Origin of the sequence: Nostoc sp. C052, from assembly GCF_013393905.1 — a bacterium.
Taxonomy (GTDB): Bacteria; Cyanobacteriota; Cyanobacteriia; order Cyanobacteriales; family Nostocaceae; genus Nostoc.
Genome location: NZ_CP040272.1, coordinates 5779536 through 5799621, shown reverse-complemented (window position 1 = coordinate 5799621; position 20086 = coordinate 5779536). Strand labels below are relative to the sequence as shown.

20 protein-coding genes are annotated in these 20086 nt (G+C 43.4%); 8 read left to right on the top strand and 12 right to left on the bottom strand.

The annotated features are described in order from the left end of the window. Positions 1 to 22 precede the first annotated feature (22 nt). On the top strand, positions 23 to 265 hold the full coding sequence (locus FD723_RS23960; protein WP_179067594.1) for a hypothetical protein: 243 nt from the start codon (positions 23 to 25) through the stop codon (positions 263 to 265). Positions 266 to 388: 123 nt separating this feature from the next. Further along, positions 389 to 622: a hypothetical protein gene (locus FD723_RS23955; protein WP_179067593.1), complete on the top strand. Its 234-nt coding sequence runs from the start codon at positions 389 to 391 to the stop codon at positions 620 to 622. 100 nt (positions 623 to 722) lie between these two features. Here FD723_RS23955 and FD723_RS23950 read toward each other — a convergent pair whose 3' ends face one another. Both FD723_RS23950 and clpS read right to left on the bottom strand, forming a co-directional pair. Then, positions 723 to 1547, bottom strand: a complete 825-nt coding sequence (locus FD723_RS23950) for a CPBP family intramembrane glutamic endopeptidase (protein ID WP_179067592.1) — start codon at positions 1545 to 1547, stop codon at positions 723 to 725. A gap of 66 nt (positions 1548 to 1613) precedes the next feature. Continuing rightward, positions 1614 to 1895 (bottom strand): ATP-dependent Clp protease adapter ClpS, encoded by a 282-nt coding sequence (gene clpS, locus FD723_RS23945; protein ID WP_179067591.1) that lies wholly within the window; start codon positions 1893 to 1895, stop codon positions 1614 to 1616. A 300-nt stretch (positions 1896 to 2195) separates the two neighbouring features. Here clpS and FD723_RS23940 point away from each other — a divergent pair, with 300 nt between their 5' ends. Next, positions 2196 to 2561 (top strand): hypothetical protein, encoded by a 366-nt coding sequence (locus FD723_RS23940; RefSeq protein ID WP_179069258.1) that lies wholly within the window; start codon positions 2196 to 2198, stop codon positions 2559 to 2561. A 280-nt stretch (positions 2562 to 2841) separates the two neighbouring features. On the opposite strand, the gene FD723_RS23935 is transcribed toward FD723_RS23940, so the two are convergent. Further along, positions 2842 to 3042 carry a hypothetical protein gene (locus FD723_RS23935; RefSeq protein WP_179067590.1) on the bottom strand — a complete coding sequence of 67 codons (201 nt, stop codon included), beginning with the start codon at positions 3040 to 3042 and terminating at the stop codon, positions 2842 to 2844. A 471-nt stretch (positions 3043 to 3513) separates the two neighbouring features. Between FD723_RS23935 and FD723_RS23930 the strand changes: the two genes are divergently transcribed. The 4 genes from FD723_RS23930 (at position 3514) to FD723_RS23915 (ending at position 10445) form a co-directional block, all read left to right on the top strand. Beyond that, entirely contained in the window at positions 3514 to 3849 is a 336-nt protein-coding gene (locus FD723_RS23930) for an STAS domain-containing protein (RefSeq protein ID WP_179067589.1), read from the top strand. A gap of 144 nt (positions 3850 to 3993) precedes the next feature. Next, on the top strand, positions 3994 to 6696 hold the full coding sequence (locus tag FD723_RS23925) for a TIGR03960 family B12-binding radical SAM protein (protein ID WP_179067588.1): 2703 nt from the start codon (positions 3994 to 3996) through the stop codon (positions 6694 to 6696). A gap of 939 nt (positions 6697 to 7635) precedes the next feature. Next, positions 7636 to 9780: an Rne/Rng family ribonuclease gene (locus FD723_RS23920; RefSeq protein ID WP_179067587.1), complete on the top strand. Its 2145-nt coding sequence runs from the start codon at positions 7636 to 7638 to the stop codon at positions 9778 to 9780. A gap of 8 nt (positions 9781 to 9788) precedes the next feature. Then, entirely contained in the window at positions 9789 to 10445 is a 657-nt protein-coding gene (locus FD723_RS23915) for a ribonuclease HII (protein WP_179067586.1), read from the top strand. A 120-nt stretch (positions 10446 to 10565) separates the two neighbouring features. Here the strand turns inward: FD723_RS23915 and FD723_RS23910 are convergent, their stop codons facing one another. Then, positions 10566 to 11153, bottom strand: a complete 588-nt coding sequence (locus FD723_RS23910) for a DUF1997 domain-containing protein (protein WP_179067585.1) — start codon at positions 11151 to 11153, stop codon at positions 10566 to 10568. Positions 11154 to 11615: 462 nt separating this feature from the next. On the opposite strand from FD723_RS23910, the gene pheA reads away from it, so the two are divergent. Continuing rightward, positions 11616 to 12491, top strand: a complete 876-nt coding sequence (pheA, locus tag FD723_RS23905) for a prephenate dehydratase (RefSeq protein WP_179067584.1) — start codon at positions 11616 to 11618, stop codon at positions 12489 to 12491. Between the two features lie 162 nt (positions 12492 to 12653). Here the strand turns inward: pheA and FD723_RS23900 are convergent, their stop codons facing one another. The 8 genes from FD723_RS23900 to FD723_RS23865 form a co-directional block, all read right to left on the bottom strand. Then, entirely contained in the window at positions 12654 to 13301 is a 648-nt protein-coding gene (locus FD723_RS23900) for an LON peptidase substrate-binding domain-containing protein (RefSeq protein WP_099099764.1), read from the bottom strand. Between the two features lie 212 nt (positions 13302 to 13513). Further along, entirely contained in the window at positions 13514 to 13831 is a 318-nt protein-coding gene (gene rpsJ / locus FD723_RS23895) for a 30S ribosomal protein S10 (protein WP_008232935.1), read from the bottom strand. Between the two features lie 184 nt (positions 13832 to 14015). Beyond that, entirely contained in the window at positions 14016 to 15245 is a 1230-nt protein-coding gene (gene tuf / locus FD723_RS23890; protein WP_179067583.1) for an elongation factor Tu, read from the bottom strand. A gap of 23 nt (positions 15246 to 15268) precedes the next feature. After that, the gene (fusA, locus tag FD723_RS23885) at positions 15269 to 17347 is read right to left on the bottom strand and encodes an elongation factor G (protein ID WP_179067582.1); all 2079 of its coding nucleotides are present in this window, start codon (positions 17345 to 17347) and stop codon (positions 15269 to 15271) included. 136 nt (positions 17348 to 17483) lie between these two features. Continuing rightward, complete coding sequence (gene rpsG, locus FD723_RS23880) at positions 17484 to 17954, bottom strand: 30S ribosomal protein S7 (RefSeq protein WP_069070112.1); 471 nt, start codon at positions 17952 to 17954, stop codon at positions 17484 to 17486. A gap of 545 nt (positions 17955 to 18499) precedes the next feature. Then, the gene (rpsL, locus tag FD723_RS23875) at positions 18500 to 18883 is read right to left on the bottom strand and encodes a 30S ribosomal protein S12 (RefSeq protein WP_015214573.1); all 384 of its coding nucleotides are present in this window, start codon (positions 18881 to 18883) and stop codon (positions 18500 to 18502) included. A 132-nt stretch (positions 18884 to 19015) separates the two neighbouring features. Then, complete coding sequence (locus FD723_RS23870) at positions 19016 to 19342, bottom strand: iron-sulfur cluster assembly accessory protein (protein WP_179069257.1); 327 nt, start codon at positions 19340 to 19342, stop codon at positions 19016 to 19018. Between the two features lie 243 nt (positions 19343 to 19585). Next, positions 19586 to 20005 carry a cupin domain-containing protein gene (locus tag FD723_RS23865; protein ID WP_069070111.1) on the bottom strand — a complete coding sequence of 140 codons (420 nt, stop codon included), beginning with the start codon at positions 20003 to 20005 and terminating at the stop codon, positions 19586 to 19588. Between the last annotated feature and the right edge of the window lie 81 nt (positions 20006 to 20086).

Below are 20086 nucleotides of genomic sequence, written 5' to 3'. Positions count from 1 at the left end.
GTATTTTCGAGGACTATCCAGAATGACACCCGTCGCCGCCCAAGTCTCAATCACCGCAATCATTCCCATGTTGACCACGATCGCAAATCGGCAATGGGAACAGTTCAAAGAACTGGAGGCAAATTTTGTATCCCAGTATGGAGTACAGGTATGGCAAGAGGTTTTTAATTTCCGTCTCAAGCCAGCACTTGATAAAGATTCTGACAGATGGCTACTGATCCAGTGGTGTGGTGAAGGAATTATCTCAGTCAAAAATGTGGCGTAGGTGCGATCGCGCAAGGTGAATTATGGCGATCGTTTTTATTCCCATCCGAAGGTCACTACTTCGCCGTTTTGCAGTATTCTTAGCAATTATTAAAATTTTCGCAGATTAAGCAGGTGAAAATTTGTGAGCCTAAAAGAAGTTATCAGACTAGCAAAGCAGCTTTCAACTGTGGACAAAGTACGTTTGATCCAGCAAATTGCTCCTGATATAGAACGCGAGTTAACAGATAAACTCTCTAACTTTCCCCGACAATCCTTATGGGGACTCTGTGCTGATTTAGGAAACGCACCTTCCACAGAGGAAATTGATGCAACTCGTAGTGAAGAATGGGCTAACTTTCCACGGGAGGATATTTGATGCTGCGTGCTGCACTCTGACACTTTGCCTAAATGAAATATTAATAATGTAGTTTCTTTTTAGCCGATATTTTATTTTTCTACAAGTTCATTACCCATCTTTAATTTTTCACTGTTCGCCCTCGTATCCACAAAGCTAGTACACTCATGAACAATACCCCCATCACTCCTTGTAGGGGATTATTATTCACACCAGTTACCCAATCAGGAACAAGATCCGAATATTTCACTAATTCCCCAACATTAATAATGTAGTAACCCCAAACTAAACCACCATGTAAACCAATTGGAAAACCCAAGCGTCCCCTCCGCCAACGCTTTCCCCACACTTGCGTTAACCCCAGCAGTACTAAAGCTGGAAATTGCGGCAGTGTATGAATAATTGCTTCTAAGGGTTTAATAAAGTGCAATGTAGCAAAGGCAGTTGCATCTGTCCACAGTGCCACACGCAGACTGTAATCTCGTTGTAACTCATCTAGCAACCAGCCTCGGAATAACAATTCCTCAGCAAATCCAACACCTAAGCCAACAAGTGAACCCTCTAAAACAACTTTCAGCAAGAAAACTTTCGGTTGTTGCCACACCAACCAACCCAACAAACTTTCTAACCCAAAAAGTATCAGAATATTAATTATGCCTATAGCCAAGCCACGTATTAAATCCACACCATTTTGTCGCGTGAATTCTAAGCCATAATGCCGCAGAATTTGGGGCTGCTGGTAGACATATTTACCCCATAGTCTCAGAAGAAAAATAAAAACTACATATAATAATACCAATGTCAATATACTTTCTAAGTTTGAATCATGTACTAGTAAGTATATTGGTGCAGCTAATGGCAACCATAGCAACAATAAAGTCAAAATAAAACCACCCAGCCTAATAGGAGCAGGGCGTTCAGCTAAACGGACAAGGTTTTCTTTCATACCAATGTTAAGTCACCAGCCAATACTCTATATTTCAACTAATGACCAATGACCAATGACTAATGACTATTCATCAGGTTCAATCGTGCTACTTAAACCGTGACTGATCAATGTTTCGCAATAAAACTCAGCGTGTTCCTGAGCGCAAGTAATTACTAAAGCTAGCCCGTTAGTATGGGCTTCCATCATAATGCTCACAGCCTGGGGTTGCGTAAGACTTGGCACAGTCGCTATTAGTGACTGCACAACATGCTCCATCGAGTTGTAGTCGTCGTTATGGAGCAAAACGCGATACCGAGGCGCGAGCTTGCGGGTTGTGGAAGGCTTTTCAATGGTTTCAACTGACACGGCTCTTTGCTCTTTTCTCGTTACTTCACTACAACAAAGTCTCTGTTTTGCGATCGCTCAACAGTCGTTCACCTATTCTATAGTATTTCTGCTCAGATACTATGCTAGGAAAACCTTTTACTGCCAAGGATTGGTCGTATTAGTCTTGCGTAGCCACTTGTAAGGCAGATGTCTTAGACATGGCTGCCGTAACAGTGTTACCCTAATCTTACAGAAGCCTTCCTTAAAGTTAACGCATTTTCACTTTTAAGATTAAGGAAGTTGCAAAATAATCCTTGCCCCTGCCCAAACTGCATAATGATGGACATCAGTCTAGAATTTCTTCAACCAGGACAAATTGTGTCTTTAAAACATGGCGACAGGAATCTGTATGCAGAAGTCATTCAGTTTGTAGTTTCCCGTCAGTTATGCTGGGTGCGTCCTTTATTAATGGTCACTTTCATTCAAGAATCGCCGCTAATTACCGATTTGCGAGATGCATCTGATCTGCTTTGGCCTGCCAATTTATTTTGTCCAGCATTAGACACAGAAGTAATTACCTTCTTGAGCCAAGTTTTAGCAAAAGAACCAAAAACTGAATCAAATTCAGCCGCAAAGCAGCAACTAAATCAGTTTATTCACCAACTGTGGCAAGCGTATCAAGAGGGATTGGGGATTGAGGATTAGAGTATGGGGCATTGGGTATTTGGCATTTATCATTATTCTCCCCACTCCGTAGCAAATACCAGCATCTTTCATTAATCTCTCTTCATGGGCAAGTTTTGTAGCTTTTTTTCAATCACCGTTACAAAACTTAATTACATTAGTGGAGCGTAAAGCCTTCTCTATGAGAGGCTGCACCAACACTTAGAACGAGTCCGCGTACCCTTACAGGTAAACAAGCTACGCTTTTAGCGTCTGTCTGCGACACGCTGCGCGAAGGTAGAGAACGTCATTACGAATTATTCTAATATCCCAGGCTAGGAACTAACTGAATTCTGCCAGCATCCATCTCTGCCATTAATAATTCGAGGGCTTCGTAATCAACATCAGAAATATAACCAAGTTCTGTCAGTTCTGAGTTGATTTCATTTTCTATCTCAGGGGTGAGTTTTTTTATGTCAAGAGCTTTTTCTACCAATTTACGAATAGCGTACTGAGTTCTCATAAGTAATAACCAAACCGTAATATGATACTAATCATTCCAGATTAGCCTAAGTATGAAGAGTGTTCCAAATACTAACTTACTAGTGATATATATCACACTTTAATTAGTTGGATAGATAATTCGCTTTGGCTTTGCCGTATGCCATCAGCAACGCTAAAGTGAAAGATTTAACCTACCGTTAAGACTTGGTTAAATTAGCTTTAGTTATAGACTAAGCAAGATTTCTCAGCATAGTTACTGATGATTTGTCTGCTCTATGACTGTCTATAGTTGATTGTTTTTGAACTGAGATAAAAAAAAAGTATACATAAACACATTTTAAGCTGGAATTATAACAATCTTTAAACAGAGATGCGAAAGCAATAAAGATTCAGCAAAGAGAGGTAAGACGTATGGTCGATGCAACAAAATAGAGTTTATGTTCAAATAATCCTTAGCTTGACGCTTCAAAATTCTTAATAGGATGTAACTATGCAGGCAGTGCTTAACTATCCCAAGATTGCAGTTATTCGCCCCCAAGGGTGTTTGAATGCTGCAAACGCCTTGGAATTTGAACGAGATATGACCACAGCGTTGGCACAAAATGGTATTTCCATCTTGGTAGTAGACCTCGCAGCAGTAGAATCCTTAGACAGCGCAGGGTTGATGGCATTGTTATCTACACACAAACTGGCTCTTACTTTAGGACGAAGTTGCCGACTTTGCGCCGTTGCTCCACCAATTAGAATTATTTTTGAACTAACGCAACTTGATAGGGTATTTGAAATCTTAGACGGTGAAGCTGCATTGAGCCAAACAGAACTTTAATGTCAAAGTACAAAGCTTGGGAAAAGAAGTAGATTTTAATGTAAAGGAATTGTAAGTTGCAACGATAAACTCTGTTAGAAGTCCTAATTCAATGCTAAGGTTGGGTTTGGGTAGCTGTAATTAAGGTAGCTAGAAGATAGCACAGTGGTTGTTGCAGTTGAAAAATTAATAACATCGGGTATTTCCAAACCAGCTCGTTACCTGGGTAACGAGCTATTAGCAATACACAAAGCTTGGGATACGACAGCAATACATTGGGTTTTAACCTACCCAGAAGTATATGAAGTCGGTGCATCTAACTTAGGGCACATTATCCTCTATAACATTTTAAATGCCCAACCGCGTCAATTGTGCGATCGCGCCTACCTCCCAGGACAAGACCTGGCAGCCAAACTACGCGAAACTAATACGCCATTGTTTGCGGTAGAGTCAAAGCGATCGCTAACAGAATTCGACATTTTGGGCTTTAGCCTCAGTTACGAACTGGGTGCAACTAATATCCTCGAAATGTTGGATTTGGCTGGAATTCCCCTGACATGGCGAGAGAGGCAGGGGAGCAGAGTAGCAGAGGGGCAGGGAGGCAGAGAATCTACCGATACCCGGTCATCCTTTCCGTTGATTTTCGCTGGTGGGCAAACAGCGACATCAAATCCTGAGCCTTATGCTGACTTCTTCGACTTTTTCGCCCTTGGAGATGGAGAAGAACTGCTGCCAGAAATTGGTTTGGTATTAGAAGAAGGCAAGCAATCAGGATTAAGTCGAGAACATCTGTTGCTGGATTTGGCACAGATACCAGGTGTGTACGTGCCTCAGTTTTACGATATGGCAGAGGATGGCTCAGTTCACCCTCATCGCCCAGATGTCCCAAAACGAATTCTGCGACGGGTTGCAACTCCCATACCAGCATATTCCATTGGGTTAGTTCCCTATGTAGAAACAGTTCATGACCGCTTAACCATTGAGATCCGGCGTGGTTGCACTCGTGGCTGTCGCTTCTGTCAACCAGGAATGCTGACTCGACCAGCACGGGATGTAGAACCCAATAAGGTGGTAGAAGCAATTGAACAGGGTATGCGGGCAACTGGTTACAATGAATTTTCCTTACTATCTCTGAGTTGCTCTGATTATTTGTCCCTACCAGCAGTAGGGATGGAAATCAAAAATCGCTTAAAAAATGAAAATATTTCTCTGACTCTACCAAGCCAACGGGTAGACAGATTTGATGAGAATATTGCCAACATCCTTGGAGGTACACGCCAAGGTGGACTGACTTTTGCTCCTGAGGCTGGTACTCAGCGGATGCGAGATATTGTAAATAAAGGGTTGACAAATGAAGAACTATTGCGGGGGGTGAAAACCGCTTGGGAGCAAGGCTGGGATAAAATAAAGTTGTATTTTATGATTGGCTTGCCGGGTGAGACGGATGCCGACGTTGTGGGCATTGCCGAAACAGTAAGCTGGCTACAGCGAGAATGTCGGGGCAAAGGTAGAAAACCCCTAAACTTTAACCTGACAATTTCCAACTTTACACCCAAGCCCCATACACCATTCCAGTGGCACTCAGTTTCTACTGCTGAATTTAAGCGAAAACAAAACCTTTTACGGCAAGAATTCCGCCGAATCAAGGCAGTTAAGGTAAATTTCACCGATGTCCGCATTTCAGCAATGGAAGATTTTGTGGGACGAGGCGATCGCAATTTGGGGAAAGTAGTCCGCCGTGCCTGGGAATTAGGTGCTGGTATGGATTCCTGGTATGAAAATTTAGATCGAGCTTTTAGTGCTTGGGAAATTGCGATCGCCCAAGCCGATTTAGATTGGAAATACCGCCAAGTAGAAAATGGCGAATGGAATTTGTTTCATGTACAAGAGCAGAAAAGATCGGGAGATGCGGAAAATACCCAATTCCTAACTCCTAACTCCTCACTCCTCACTCCCCACTCTTTTGATGCCCCCCTACCCTGGGATCATATTGATACCGGCATTAATAAAAAGTGGCTTCAAGAAGACTTGCAACGCGCTCTAGAAGCTGCAATTGTACCCGACTGCTCTTTTGAAGGTTGTTCTCATTGTGGCGTCTGTGGTACTGATTTTGGGCATAACGTGGTGATTGAATCACCTGCTATCCCAAAATTTGCTGGCGAATTTGTGCCCAACACAACTAAGGCGCAAAGACTGCGAGTTTGGTTTGGGAAACAAGGTAATATGGCTTTGATGAGCCATCTTGATTTAATCCGTCTATTTGACCGAGTTGTGCGACGAGCAGGCTTACCAATTGCTTTTACTGGCGGGTTTCACCCAATGCCACGGATTTCTCTCGCAACTGCTTTAGCTCTAGGGGCTACTAGCAGCGGTGAAATTGCAGATTTTGAGTTAACTGTGCCAGTGGAAGTTGATACTTTCTTCAGAAAGTTAGCTTGTGAAATGCCCACAGACATACCAATATATAATGTGGAGCAGATAGATTTAAAAGCTAGCGCCGCTACCCAACTGCTAGAGTCCGCAGAGTATCTGATTACTGTAGCAGCACTTAAAGAAACAACACCCATACAATGGCAAAACTGGATTGATATAATCAAAGCAAAAGAGGAATTTTGGTACGAGCAAACAACTAAATCAGGCAAGAGCCAGTTAATAAATCTGCGCGATCGCTTGTTTGAACTGGAATTAGTAGAAAACTACAATTGCATTGCAGAATCCATGTCATCTGTAATCCGTTATCTAGGTAGCTATCGCCAGGACGGTTTGGTGTTGCGTCCCGAACAAATCCTGTTTATGCTAGAAGCAGTGGCGAATGTAGAATTTCAACTCCTCCACATCCACCGCAATCGGCTAATTTTAGGGGTATAATCCCTGTAAGGCAACTTGCTAGTAGTTGTCCTGACATGGCAGGTAATATGAATTGATTTTTAGCAAGGTTGCGTTAGAATAGGGTGAAGAGAAATTTTCTGGCGCTGCATTGAATTAGCTGGTTCACTACCCTGGTATTCAGGGGGCGAAAGCAAAGATATTTAGAGTGCAACTTCTAGGATTTTATCCTAGACAAACAAACAGCAAATTAAAGAATGCACACTCTCTCTATAGCTACCTTGTGAATCAGTAACTAACAGCAGGCTCAGTTAGCTTCTCTAAATCCATGCTTTTTAAACAACTGCTAGAATGTCTAATCCATGTAGTGCCGAAGAGCTAGTGCATTACTTTTTTAGAGTTAAAGCAACTGCTGTCGGTTATCATGCCGACTTGTAGACTTTCACAGACGCGCAAAGCGCGGCTTGTCTTAGGCTAGAGCAGCTCAAGGCAGGATAGCAACTGGCGCTGCTGAGTATAACCCTAAGATAAATCCGGGGAATGAAAAATAGAAATAGTTTCTTTTTCTTAATGAATTCAGTAGGTTACTTCAATGAAGCATCCTGAGTTCAAACGCTCACTCAGGATTTAAAACTTTCAACTCAGAACTCTCAAGATTTGAGGGTATTGTATTACAGATCAACTACGGACGGTTGATTTAATTGCTTAAACGATATGCAGCAGTTCTGGAATAATCAGCCGTGGAAACGCTCTTAAGAGCGCCAATAGCTATTTAACTTAGAAGCTCAGATTTGCGATTTTTATTACCAGTAGCGCCTTTTGAGGGTTGTGAGGGCAGCAAAAGTATAATATCAAACCGAGAAAACACTGGTGATGAAAGCTGACGCGGAGACGCGGGGAGTTTTGAATTATAAGTAATTAACCGGATTTGATACAACAAACCTCAAACCCATAAGTGCTGCCAATTTTTGAGGAAATTGAATGCCAAAACAAATTATCATCGCGGAGCAGCACCAAATTGCTGCGGTTTTTTCTGAAGATCAAATACAGGAACTCGTTGTTGCTACAGGTCATCATCAAATAGGTGATATCTACTTAGGAGTAGTAGAAAACGTATTACCTGGGATAGATGCGGCTTTTGTCAATATTGGCGATCCAGAGCGTAACGGTTTTATTCACGTCACCGACTTAGGACCATTGAAGCTGAAGCGTACCGCAGCAGCAATTACAGAACTACTTGCACCACAGCAGAAAGTTTTGGTGCAAGTAATGAAAGAGCCAACGGGGACAAAAGGGCCCAGGCTCACGGGTAATATTACTTTACCTGGACGCTACGTAGTACTGATGCCTTATGGTCGGGGCGTAAATTTATCCCGACGGATTAAAAGTGAAAGTGAACGCAACCGCTTGCGAGCATTAGCGATTTTGGTCAAACCGGCAGGAATGGGCTTGCTCGTGCGTACAGAAGCCGAAGGCAAACCCGAAGAAGCGATTATGGAAGATTTGGAGTTGCTGCAAAAGCAATGGGAAGCCATTCAGCAGGAAGCCCATTCTACCCGCGCTCCAGCACTGCTCAACCGGGACGATGACTTTATCCAGCGCGTATTGCGAGATATGTACGGCGCGGATGTCAATCGGATTGTCGTAGATTCTAGTACTGGTTTGAAGCGCGTCAAACAGTACTTGCAGAATTGGAGTGGCGGTCAAACACCGCAGGGATTGTTGATTGACCATCATCGCGATCGCTCCCCAATTTTAGAATACTTCCGTATCACTGCTGCGATTCGAGAAGCCCTGAAACCGAGAGTAGACCTACCTTCTGGCGGTTACATCATCATTGAGCCGACGGAGGCATTAACCGTAATTGATGTTAACTCAGGTTCCTTCACGCGATCGGCAACAGCTAGAGAAACAGTTTTGTGGACAAACTGTGAAGCTGCAACAGAAATTGCTCGCCAGTTGCGTCTGCGGAATATCGCCGGGGTGATCGTCGTTGATTTTATCGATATGGAATCGCGACGCGACCAACTACAAGTTCTCGAACACTTTAATAAAGCACTCAAAGCAGACAAAGCTCGTCCCCAGATTGCCCAACTCACCGAACTAGGTTTAGTAGAACTGACCCGCAAACGTCAGGGTCAAAATATTTACGAATTATTTGGTGAAACTTGTCCTACCTGTGGCGGTTTAGGACATACTGTGCGTCTCCCTGGAGAAATCGAAAATCGATTGCCGATACCGGCAGATACACCAGAGCGCGAGCGTTTTGTATCCTTACCTCACCGAGAACCACGTCAGCCATCTGCCCGCACTCCAGAACCACGAGAAACCTACGATGGATTTGGCGAAGCATTTGACGGCGACTCAGAATTGAGCAACCTAAATCTGATCAATCATCCTAGTTATCAAGAACTTAATGATAAACGTCGTACCCGCACTCGCCGCAGTCGAATTGGCGTCAATGGGTTAAACGGGAAAGATGAAGCTCGGATTGTTCCCAATCCGCTAGCTTTTGTCAACGAGCCAGACTTAGACCTGGATGTAGAACCAGAACTAGGATCTGCACCAGAGATCCCATCCCCTACCCTTGGTAAACCAGGTTGGAGTGAAAGAGTAGTAGAGCGCACTAAAATTATCAAGGCAGAACCAGTTAAGCCAGTGGTAGAACCACCGGAGATTAGAACTGTAGAAATGAGCCTCCAAGAACAGGATATATTTGCCTTGATGGGAATATCTCCTTTGGTGAAGCTAGAACAAGAGGTTAAAAATACCAAGTCTGTGATTATTAATGTGATTCAGCCTGGTCAATTGCCAACGACCCCAATTGAATCGACCTCAGAATCAACTATTGTCCAAAAAGCAACACCTGAAATAATCACTATTGCCCAAAAGGCAACACCTGAAATAACCACAAGCAAAATACCGACACCAAAAGTTGTTGAGCCAGAACCAAAATCTTTAATCGAAGAGACAACTGAAACATCGGAGTTGACTGCGAATCCTTCGGGACGCTTGTCTGCCAAAGCCGCCAAAGCCAACGAGATCGCAGATGAAAGTGAAGCCAATAGCAGCGCTACTGCCAGCCGTCGCCGTCGCCGTCGTTCCTCAGCGATCGAGGATAATTAATTTGCTTTATGGTAGAAACATCGCCAACGCCTTTGGAAAAATCCACTTGGCTAGAGTTTTCTACCTTGTCAGGGATTGCAGGGTTGGTTGCAGGTGTGGATGAAGTAGGACGAGGTGCTTTATTTGGCCCTGTGGTAGCGGCAGCAGTGATCCTACCGGATCATGCTTTGCCAATACTGATAGCAGCTAAAATTAAAGACAGTAAAAAGTTGTCTAGTTCTCGAAGAACTCAGCTAGCACAACAAATTTGTGAGCTAGCTGTAGACTGGAAAATTGGGTTTGCTTCCACTGCTGAAATTGACAAGATAAATATTTTGCAAGCTACGCTGTTAGCAATGAAGCGGGCTGTGCTGAAGTTAAAAGTACAGCCTGCACTCTGCTTGATTGACGGAAATCAGTCAATCAAAGATTTGCTAGTGCCGCAACAAACAATAGTCAAAGGAGACGAGCGATCGCTCGCTATTGCCTCTGCTAGTATTGTTGCTAAGGTTTGGCGTGACGAACTCATAATGCGTCTGGCATTAAAATACCCTATGTACAATCTAGAAAGTAATAAGGGTTATGGTAGCCAGCGGCATTTGCTAGCTTTGCAACAATATGGGCCTTCGCCCCTACATCGTCAGTCTTTTTGTCCTTGCCAAATCAAACACCTGAGTGTTGAGTGATTGAAGAAGAATGCAGAATTCAGAATTCAGAATCAATTCGTCGGGGATAACCTGCGGGGATCTTGCTACAGACCTCCTACTAATTACAGAATTCAACACTGAATTCTGTTTGTTAAAAAATTACTCAGCATTCAGGATTGGTAATTCAGTACTATCGCCGTCAAGTCCTCTATCTTTGGTTTGTGATATCACCCAGTAGCGATAATCCGCCAAAAGTTGATTTAATAACCGTTGCTTGACTGACAACAGCACGCTTTTAAGCAAACCATTGCCAGTAGCTTCTAAAATCGGCTTAGGAGTAAAGGAAAATGGCGGTGGGAAATCCACCAGCACCTCTAAATCAGCCCTTCCTTGCAGGCGAGTGCCAGTGCTAAACTCTTGGGGAGACAAATACCCTTTTAAATTGAGAGCAAAGCGCTGGTTAATATACTCGAAACCCAGAATTTCACAGCCTAGCGATCGCAAATAAATTATTCCATTTGATTCTGCCCATACTCTCATGTCTACGGTAGGTTGAATACTCAGTGACATAAAAGTAAGCGGACGCATTTTCAAGCGGAATACCTCCTCAGAAAGCTGCTGAATCCGGCTATTGTCAACTAAAGCCTTAACCAGACGTTGAGGCTGACGTAAGTAGTGCTGAATCGGAATAGGCTGCTCTGGAACAGCGATTTCAACCGATTGGGAGGCAGTAAACCGGGTAGCCATGAGCGGATAAAAATATCTGTTTCTTAATTTTAATATTTTTTAACAACTTAGTTCTGATTATTATAAAATTACAAAATTTATTGACCGTAAAAATGATTTTTACTTATCAGGTATACATCATTGGCAAAAAGTTGGTACGTTCATTACAATATTTGTTGAACTAAATATAGATTAGGATCTTATACTTGACATAAAAACAAAAATATGATTTTTTCTATGTATAAAGTAATAGAAATCTACAGGAGAATATAGCAAAAAACTGCTAGTAAATCTATCTGATAAAAGAATGATTTCTATAACTTATTTTCTTGGATACATATTTTGGTCTATTTGTTTATTGCGTAAATTTTACACCTAACAGTGTTAACAGTGTCTAGTAGGATTAGATATTGGATATATTTGCCAAGACAAAAATATCATACCTCTGTTTACCGATTAAACTTGTAACTCAAGGCTAAAGGCATGACTTTATCGATCGCACATTTAGGGCCTCCCGGCACTTACACAGAACAAGCAGCTGTTTTTTATGTCAACTGGCTAAACAAAAGCACGGGAGTTGAAGCTGTGTTAAGCCCTTATCCCACTATCTCTCAATCATTGCACGCCGTTGCTAATAGTCAAGCACAATTGGCTGTTGTGCCGGTGGAAAATTCTATTGAAGGGAGTGTTACCACAACCTTGGATACACTTTGGCAGTTGGATAGCTTGCGAATTCAGTTGGCTTTGGTATTACCCATTGCCCATACGTTAATTTCTTGCGCGTCTAGCTTAGATAAGATTAAAACTGTTTACTCTCACCCGCAAGCTTTGGCACAATGTCAGGGATGGTTAGAGCGTTTTCTCCCAACTGTACAGATTATTCCCAGCAATTCCACAACCGAAGCACTACAACGATTAGAGCAAGAAACGACAACATCTGCGATCGCTTCTAGTAGAGCCGCTCAACTCTACAACCTGCCGATACTTGCTAGTGGCATCAACGACAATCCAGAAAACTTTACTCGTTTTTGGGTCGTAAGTCAGGGTGAAACGGACACTGGATACCAGACTCAAAAAGTTTCTACTACTCACACATCGCTGGCTTTTAGTATGCCTGCCAACACACCCGGAGCATTAGTCAAACCTTTGCAAATATTTGCTCAACTAGGAATTAATCTCAGTCGGATTGAATCTCGTCCGACGAAGCGATCGCTAGGCGAATACTTGTTTTTCATGGATTTAGAAGCAGATGCCAAAGAACCACAAATGCAATCTGCTTTAGCAGAATTAACTATCCACACAGAGGTTTTAAAAATTCTTGGTGCTTACAATGTTTTGCCGATCAGCGCCGTTAATTGAGAAGTTAGGAGTTATGAATTAGGAGTTAATAATTATCAGTTAGGATTTACGAGTTATCAGTTATTAGTTATCAGGTAGGGAATATAAATTATAAGTTGCCAATCTTTTATTTTTTGTTATTTATTCCTAACTCTTCACTCCTAACTCCTAACTCCTAACTCCTCACTTTTCACTAAATGTATCTTTAAGAACAGCGCGAGCTGCCAAGTGATTACGAGTAGAGGTTAAAATTTCTGCTTCCCGCTCTAGACGAGTTACAGTATCTTGCATTTCTAGCAATAACTGCTGCTCTGCGGCGACACCGTAAAGGTTACTAGCTACCCAATAAGATAACTCTGTTGGGAGATCGGGTAAATCTTCTGGCAGTTCGATATTTTGTTCGGTTAATTTAGCTGACAGACGCACAACATCTCGCAGCAGTTGTTCTACTTCAGAAGATAAAGGTCGTAAATCTTTAGTTGGTGGTTGGTCTTCAATCCACTCCACTAAACCAACGCGGTATGGCTTTTCACGAACATACTCTAATACACGAAATCTTTGCTGCCCTAAAGTCATCATTTTGATCCGATCGTCTGGTAGCCGCTGGTGATGAATGATTTCAGCACAGCAACCAGTGTTTGCAATCGTACCTTTGACTGGATCGAACATCAAAACCCCGAACCTGCGATCGCTCTCCAAAATCGTGTTCATCATGATTCGGTAGCGAAATTCAAAGATGTGCAGAGGTAATGGCCTGGTAGGAAACAGAACTACTTCGGGTAACGGGAACAGAGGTAGTTCGCGAACTGCAATTTTAGAAGATGATGTCATTGTTACTTTGGTATAAACTTAATCTTAAAAAATAATTTTTCTCTGCTTTTCCCGTACTTTTTCTACATTCTATCATTTGTTTCCTAGCTAAAGAAAAGCCCTGAGATATATTTCTTCAGGGCTGTCCAAATATTCATACTAATGTTATTTGTCTTTTGTCCTTCGTCCTTTGTCCTTTGCCAATGACAAATGACCAATGACCAATGACTAAATTAAAGTTTGACTTCAATATCTACACCCGATGGTAGATCCAATTTCATCAGGGCATCAATAGTCTTAGAAGAGGGCTGGTAAATGTCAATAATCCGGCGATGAGTACGGGTTTCAAAGTGTTCCCGTGAATCTTTATCTACGTGAGGCGATCGCAGCACACAATAGATTCGGCGTTTTGTTGGTAAAGGAATTGGGCCTATAGCTGTAGCGTTGGTGCGGTTAGCTGTGTCTACAATCTTCTCGCAAGATGTATCTAATAAGCGCCTATCAAAGGCTTGTAAGCGAATTCTAATCTTCTGCTGCTGTAGAGTTGCCATCTTTAATTTTCCAGGTTCTGCGTAATTAGGGGAATAGTTACAGGTTAAAGGTTACAAGTTATAAGGTTACAGAAAACTATTACCTATCCCCTGTAACCTATGACCTTATTTATAGAGGGAAGAGAAAGGAGCAGAGAGGCACAATAAATACCATCTCTGCTCCTTCATTATGAGCAAAAAGGTGCTACTTCAAAATTTTGGAGACAACACCAGCACCGATGGTGCGACCACCTTCGCGGATAGCGAAGCGCATTCCTTGTTCAATAGCGATCGCGTTGATCAATTCTACTGTCACTTTAATGCGATCGCCTGGCATCACCATTTCTACTTCTTTACCTTCATCTGAGGTGTAGCCTTTGATAGTACCAGTTACATCGGTTGTACGTACATAGAACTGGGGACGGTAGCCAGCGAAGAATGGAGTCTTACGGCCACCTTCTTTTTCTGTGAGGACGTACACTTCCCCTTCAAATTGAGTGTGAGGTGTAATTGAACCTGGTTTGGCTATCACCATACCGCGCTCAATATCTTCCTTTTTCAGACCACGCAGTAGTACGCCTGCATTATCTCCAGCCAGACCTTCTTCGAGGCTCTTCTTGAACATCTCAATCCCGGTGACGGCGGTACTACGAGTGTCTCTCAGACCAATTAGCTCGACAGTATCGCCAACCTTGACTTTTCCACGTTCAATCCGTCCAGTCGCCACAGTACCACGACCTGTGATGGTGAACACGTCTTCTACAGCCATCAGGAAGGGCTTATCAACATCCCGCTCAGGAGTGGGGATGAAAGAATCCACAGCATCCATCAATTCGTAGATTTTATCTACCCAAGGATTTTCACCTTTTTTGGTCTTAGGATTCTTGGTCATTGCTTCGAGAGCTTGCAGACCAGAGCCTTTGATAATGGGGATATCATCGCCAGGGAAATCATAGCTGGTTAACAGTTCTCTTAGTTCTAGTTCTACTAGTTCCAAGAGTTCTGGGTCATCCATTAAGTCTTCTTTGTTCAAGAATACAACCAGACTGGGAACACCCACTTGTTTTGCTAACAGAATGTGTTCGCGAGTCTGGGGCATAGGCCCATCGGTAGCAGCTACTACGAGGATGCCACCATCCATCTGAGCCGCGCCGGTGATCATGTTCTTCACATAGTCAGCGTGGCCTGGACAGTCTACGTGAGCATAGTGCCGAGTTTCGGTTTCATACTCAACGTGAGCAGTATTGATGGTAATACCCCGCGCTTTTTCTTCTGGCGCGTTATCGATTTGGTCGTAGCCTTTAGCTGTAGCTTGACCAAGAGCTGCCAAGGTCATAGTAATGGCTGCTGTTAACGTGGTTTTACCGTGGTCAACGTGGCCAATAGTACCAATATTGAGGTGGGGTTTATTTCTTTCAAACTTTGCGCGTGCCATGAATGCTCATTTCCTTATTTTAACTAAGCGTTCCCTTTGCTTTTTGCAATGATAGTTTCAGCTACGCTGCGAGGCACCTCTTCGTAGTGGCTGAACTCCATCGTGAAGATACCCCGACCTTGCGTTTTTGACCGGATATCAGTGGCGTAGCCAAACATGGTCGCCAGTGGAACTTTGGATGCGACCTTAGCAAGTCCCTGTTCGGTACTTTGGCTTTCAATTTGCCCCCGGCGGGCGATGAGGTCGCCAATGACGTTCCCGATATAGTCTTCAGGAACTTCAACCTCAACTTTCATCATAGGCTCTAAGAGGACGGGTGAAGCTTTCAGCACAGCCTCTTTCATCGCCATTGAACCAGCGATTTTAAAAGCCATTTCCGAAGAGTCTACATCGTGGTATGACCCATCAATTAGCGTCGCTTTAACGTCAATTAACGGATATCCAGCAAGAACACCGGATTCGCAGCTTTCTTTCATTCCTTGTTCTGCGGGGCCAACATACTCTTTAGGTACTGAACCACCAGCAATTTTGGAAACGAACTCAAAGCCAGTACCAGGTTCTCCAGGCTCCAAATTGATTACAACGTGACCGTATTGACCTTTACCACCACTTTGGCGGATGAATTTGCCCTCAACTTTGTTTACAGCTTTCCGAATTGTTTCTCGGTAAGCTACTTGCGGCGCACCTACATTCGCTTCCACCTTGAATTCTCGTAACATCCGGTCTACTAGAATTTCTAGGTGTAGCTCTCCCATTCCTGCGATCACGGTTTGGTTTGTTTCGGGATCGACACGGACACGGAAGGTGGGGTCTTCTTCTGAGAGAGATTGCAGAGCCTTGGACAACTTATCCATGTCGTTCTTGGTTTTGGGTTCAACCGCTACCGAGATTACAGGCTCAGGAATGAATAGTGATTCCAGAATTACTGGCGATCCATCATCACAGAGCGTGTCACCTGTCAAGGTGTCTTTCAATCCCAGAGCTGCTCCCAAATCACCCGCTCGCAGTTCATCGACATCTTGCCGATCGTCTGCTTTCATGAGAACTAAGCGGGAAATCCGTTCTTTTTTATTCTTACTAGCGTTGAGAACGTAGCTGCCCTTCTTCAGGACACCAGAATAAACGCGAACAAATGTCAGGCGACCGTAAGGGTCAGCCATAATCTTGAATGCCAGAGCTGCTAGGGGTTCGTTGTCATCAGCCCGCCGCTCAACAGTATCGCCATTAGGCAGTAAGCCTTGAATTGGTGGTACTTCACTTGGCGCTGGCAGGTAATCGACAACGGCATCCAGCATCAATTGCACGCCTTTGTTTTTGAATGCCGAACCACAAAGTACTGGTACAATTGTCCCCGCAATTGTGCCTTTACGCAGGGCAGTCCGAACTTCCTGTTCTGTAAGTTCTTCGCCGTCGAAGTACTTAGCCATCAAAGCATCATCAGTTTCTGCTGCGGCTTCTATGAGCTTGGTGCGGAATTCGTCTACCTGCGCTTGTAGTTCTTCTGGGATATCAGTTTCCTGAATATCGGTTCCTTGGTCATTAGCGTAAATATACGCACGTTGCCGTACTAGGTCAACAATACCTCGGAAGTCGTTTTCACTACCAATGGGTAATTGAATGGCGATCGCATTCGCCCGCAGGCGATCGCGAATTTGCTCGTGAACTTTATAAAAGTTCGCTCCGGTGCGATCCATCTTGTTGATAAAGGCGATCCGAGGAACTTTGTAGCGTTCTGCTTGTCGCCAGACTGTCTCAGACTGCGGTTGCACGCCGCCCACAGAACAAAATACTGCGATTACACCATCCAACACGCGCATGGAGCGCTCAACTTCAATTGTGAAGTCTACGTGACCAGGAGTATCGATAATGTTAATTTGATGATCTTTCCAGCTGGTACTGATCGCAGCGGCAGTAATGGTAATTCCCCGTTCCCGCTCTTGCTCCATCCAGTCTGTGACGGCAGTTCCTTCATGAACTTCGCCAATTTTATGAATTATCCCAGAGTAAAATAATATTCTCTCTGTTGTTGTTGTTTTGCCCGCATCTATATGCGCCGCAATACCAATGTTGCGTACTTTCTCTAGCGGGATCGTGCGTGCCACAGCTACCTCCTATAGTTTTTGCCTCATGATATCTTGTATATTACTCTTTGTTAAGATTCTATACTTTTACGGAAAACCGTCTTTTTTGTAAATCCACGATATACCGCTTCGGCAAGGCGATATATCGCTTTTTTACTTAGTAACGATAGTGGGCAAATGCTTTGTTAGCTTCCGCCATCCGGTGTGTTTCTTCACGTTTGCGAATGGCATTGCCAGTTTCGTTAGCAGCATCCATTAACTCATTTGCCAATTTGCTGGCCATTGTCCGGCCTGGTCTTGAGCGAGAATATTGCACTAACCAACGCAGTGCTAGGGTAGTACCCCGTTCTGTCCGCACTTCCATTGGTACTTGGTAGGTTGCTCCACCAACTCGCCGAGCCTTTACTTCTACTAAAGGCGTGGCATTTCGCACTGCTCTTTCAAAAGTTTCTAAGGCACCAGCACCAGTGCGTTCTTCAATAGTTTTTAAGGCATCATAAACAATGCGTGCGGCAAGCGATTTCTTGCCATGACGCATAATCCGTCTGATAATCATGCTGACAAGGCGACTGTTATATACAGAGTCAGACGGAACTGGGCGCCTTTGAATAACACCACGACGAGACATACTTCACCTTTAATTCGGAATTGGCAACGAAATTATATGCTATCAGACACCGGAAACTAAAAGCGGTAGAACCCAACCCTCAGACTTCCTCAATTTTTTCGACCGTTGCAGCAAGGCTGACTTATTGACTGTCAATTTTGGATTTTGGATTTTGGATTTTGGATTAAAAGTTTTCGGTATATATTCCGATCTCAAGGATCTGAACAAATCAAAAGTCTGTAAGCCTAATTCCCTTGTGGGTTCAGCTAATCCAAAAGACGCTCGATAACTCGCTAACGCTACGCTATCGCAAATCTAAAATCTAAAATTCATTGACTTGCTACCTGCAACTAAATACTCAAGGCGACAAGATTATAAACTTTAATGTTCAGATGAGAAATTCGCTGTCAGTTACAGCCTTCTCTTCAGAACTTCTACACTTGCTCGCTTAGTGTAGGTGTAGCTTGCTTGATTTTTTTAAACAGACATAATTGCTGTTAGAACACAGACGGCGATGCTTTTAAGGTAGACGATTAATCGTGTTGGATGCGATTAATCGCCTAATCCTATTTTTTCGCTTCTTTAGGCCGCTTGGTTCCATACTTGGAACGGCCTTGCTTGCGGTCTTTGACTCCGGCTGTATCTAAGGTGCCACGGATAATGTGGTATCTCACGCCTGGTAGATCCTTAACCCGACCGCCACGAATCATCACAACTGAGTGTTCTTGTAAGTTGTGACCAATGCCTGGAATGTAAGCTGTAACTTCAAATCCAGAGGTAAGTCTGACTCTTGCTACTTTGCGTAGGGCTGAGTTAGGCTTTTTTGGTGTGGTCGTGTATACTCTGGTACAAACTCCCCGACGTTGGGGGCATTGCTTCAGAGCAGGGGACTTGGTTTTCTGACGCGCTTGTTCGCGCTCAGTTCGTATTAGCTGCTGTATTGTTGGCATGAGTTACAGCGCGTAAAGCTGCTTATGGTCTAAGTTTTAACAAATCCTGATTATATCTTTTTTTACGGCTTTATGTCAATTGTGATTTTTCCTTAGTGATTGAACATCTGTTTTTTGACTAATGCTCAATCACTAATGACTTAAGGAAAAGGAATTGCCACAGCCACAGGTCGCGATCGCCTGGGGATTGTGGAAGCGAAAACCACCACCCATTAAGTCTTCTGAATAATCCACCCTCAAACCGTTGAGGTAATTTAAGGTTGTGGCATCTATAACTACTTGAATTTCATCCAAGTCGAAAACCTGGTCGCCAACTTTTATTGCTTCATCGAAGGACATATCATAAAATAACCCGGAACAACCACCTGGTTTTACTGCCAATCGAAACAAGACATTTGGCTGTTGTTTGGACTTTATGCGCCCAATTTCACTCACGGCTGCTTGACTCAGATGAATCATGGAACTCGTTTTTTGCAATTGAATACCCCATCTTCCATTTTACAGATGGGTTGACCTTTGCTTATGCAAAATTCTAAATCACCTAAGGCATGAGCGCGATCGCTATTACTACATTTATAACACTAACATATTTCAGCCCCCACCTTAACTAGGTAGGGACTTCCGGGGTGTAGTAGTTCGTTTACAAAGACGGTTTACACGAATTAGCTTTAAGATTAAAGCTTTAATAGCGTTCTTTTGGTTTTAATCTTTGGTACGAGCATAGTCATCTTGGTAGCGGATAATATCATCTTCTCCCAAGTATTCGCCATTTTGGACTTCAATCAACACCAAGGGGATAACGCCAGGATTCTCTAAACGATGAGATGTACATTGGGGTACATAAGTTGACTCATTATTGCTCAGTAGGACTTCTTTCTCGCCACAAACTACTCTAGCTGTACCAGAGACAACAATCCAATGTTCACTGCGGTGATGGTGCATTTGTAGACTGAGGCGGTGTCCGGGCTTAACTTCGATGCGCTTAATTTTGTATCCGCGCCCTTCTTCCAAAACTGTAAAAGCACCCCAAGGACGTAATTCAGTTGCAGCAACGCCCCTAGAAGTGATGGCTGGAGGTAGGTGTAGAGTTTCAGTCTGTGTAGTTTCTTGATATCGAGCCATAGTTACCTCATTTGAAGACATAACAAACCGTTGGTACTCTTAACTATTGATAAAAAATCTGGCGTTATCTTGCAACCTTGA

Excerpts from the sequence above, each read along its gene's own strand:
- FD723_RS23960 (WP_179067594.1), top strand. The coding sequence starts at position 23 with ATGACACCCGTCGCCGCCCAAGTCTCAATCACCGCAATCATTCCCATG.
- FD723_RS23950 (WP_179067592.1), bottom strand. The coding sequence starts at position 1,547 with ATGAAAGAAAACCTTGTCCGTTTAGCTGAACGCCCTGCTCCTATTAGG.
- FD723_RS23940 (WP_179069258.1), top strand. The coding sequence starts at position 2,196 with ATGGACATCAGTCTAGAATTTCTTCAACCAGGACAAATTGTGTCTTTA.
- FD723_RS23935 (WP_179067590.1), bottom strand. The coding sequence starts at position 3,042 with ATGAGAACTCAGTACGCTATTCGTAAATTGGTAGAAAAAGCTCTTGAC.
- FD723_RS23930 (WP_179067589.1), top strand. The coding sequence starts at position 3,514 with ATGCAGGCAGTGCTTAACTATCCCAAGATTGCAGTTATTCGCCCCCAA.
- FD723_RS23920 (WP_179067587.1), top strand. The coding sequence starts at position 7,636 with ATGCCAAAACAAATTATCATCGCGGAGCAGCACCAAATTGCTGCGGTT.
- FD723_RS23915 (WP_179067586.1), top strand. The coding sequence starts at position 9,789 with ATGGTAGAAACATCGCCAACGCCTTTGGAAAAATCCACTTGGCTAGAG.
- FD723_RS23910 (WP_179067585.1), bottom strand. The coding sequence starts at position 11,153 with ATGGCTACCCGGTTTACTGCCTCCCAATCGGTTGAAATCGCTGTTCCA.
- pheA (WP_179067584.1), top strand. The coding sequence starts at position 11,616 with ATGACTTTATCGATCGCACATTTAGGGCCTCCCGGCACTTACACAGAA.
- FD723_RS23900 (WP_099099764.1), bottom strand. The coding sequence starts at position 13,301 with ATGACATCATCTTCTAAAATTGCAGTTCGCGAACTACCTCTGTTCCCG.
- rpsJ (WP_008232935.1), bottom strand. The coding sequence starts at position 13,831 with ATGGCAACTCTACAGCAGCAGAAGATTAGAATTCGCTTACAAGCCTTT.
- tuf (WP_179067583.1), bottom strand. The coding sequence starts at position 15,245 with ATGGCACGCGCAAAGTTTGAAAGAAATAAACCCCACCTCAATATTGGT.
- rpsG (WP_069070112.1), bottom strand. The coding sequence starts at position 17,954 with ATGTCTCGTCGTGGTGTTATTCAAAGGCGCCCAGTTCCGTCTGACTCT.
- rpsL (WP_015214573.1), bottom strand. The coding sequence starts at position 18,883 with ATGCCAACAATACAGCAGCTAATACGAACTGAGCGCGAACAAGCGCGT.
- FD723_RS23870 (WP_179069257.1), bottom strand. The coding sequence starts at position 19,342 with ATGATTCATCTGAGTCAAGCAGCCGTGAGTGAAATTGGGCGCATAAAG.
- FD723_RS23865 (WP_069070111.1), bottom strand. The coding sequence starts at position 20,005 with ATGGCTCGATATCAAGAAACTACACAGACTGAAACTCTACACCTACCT.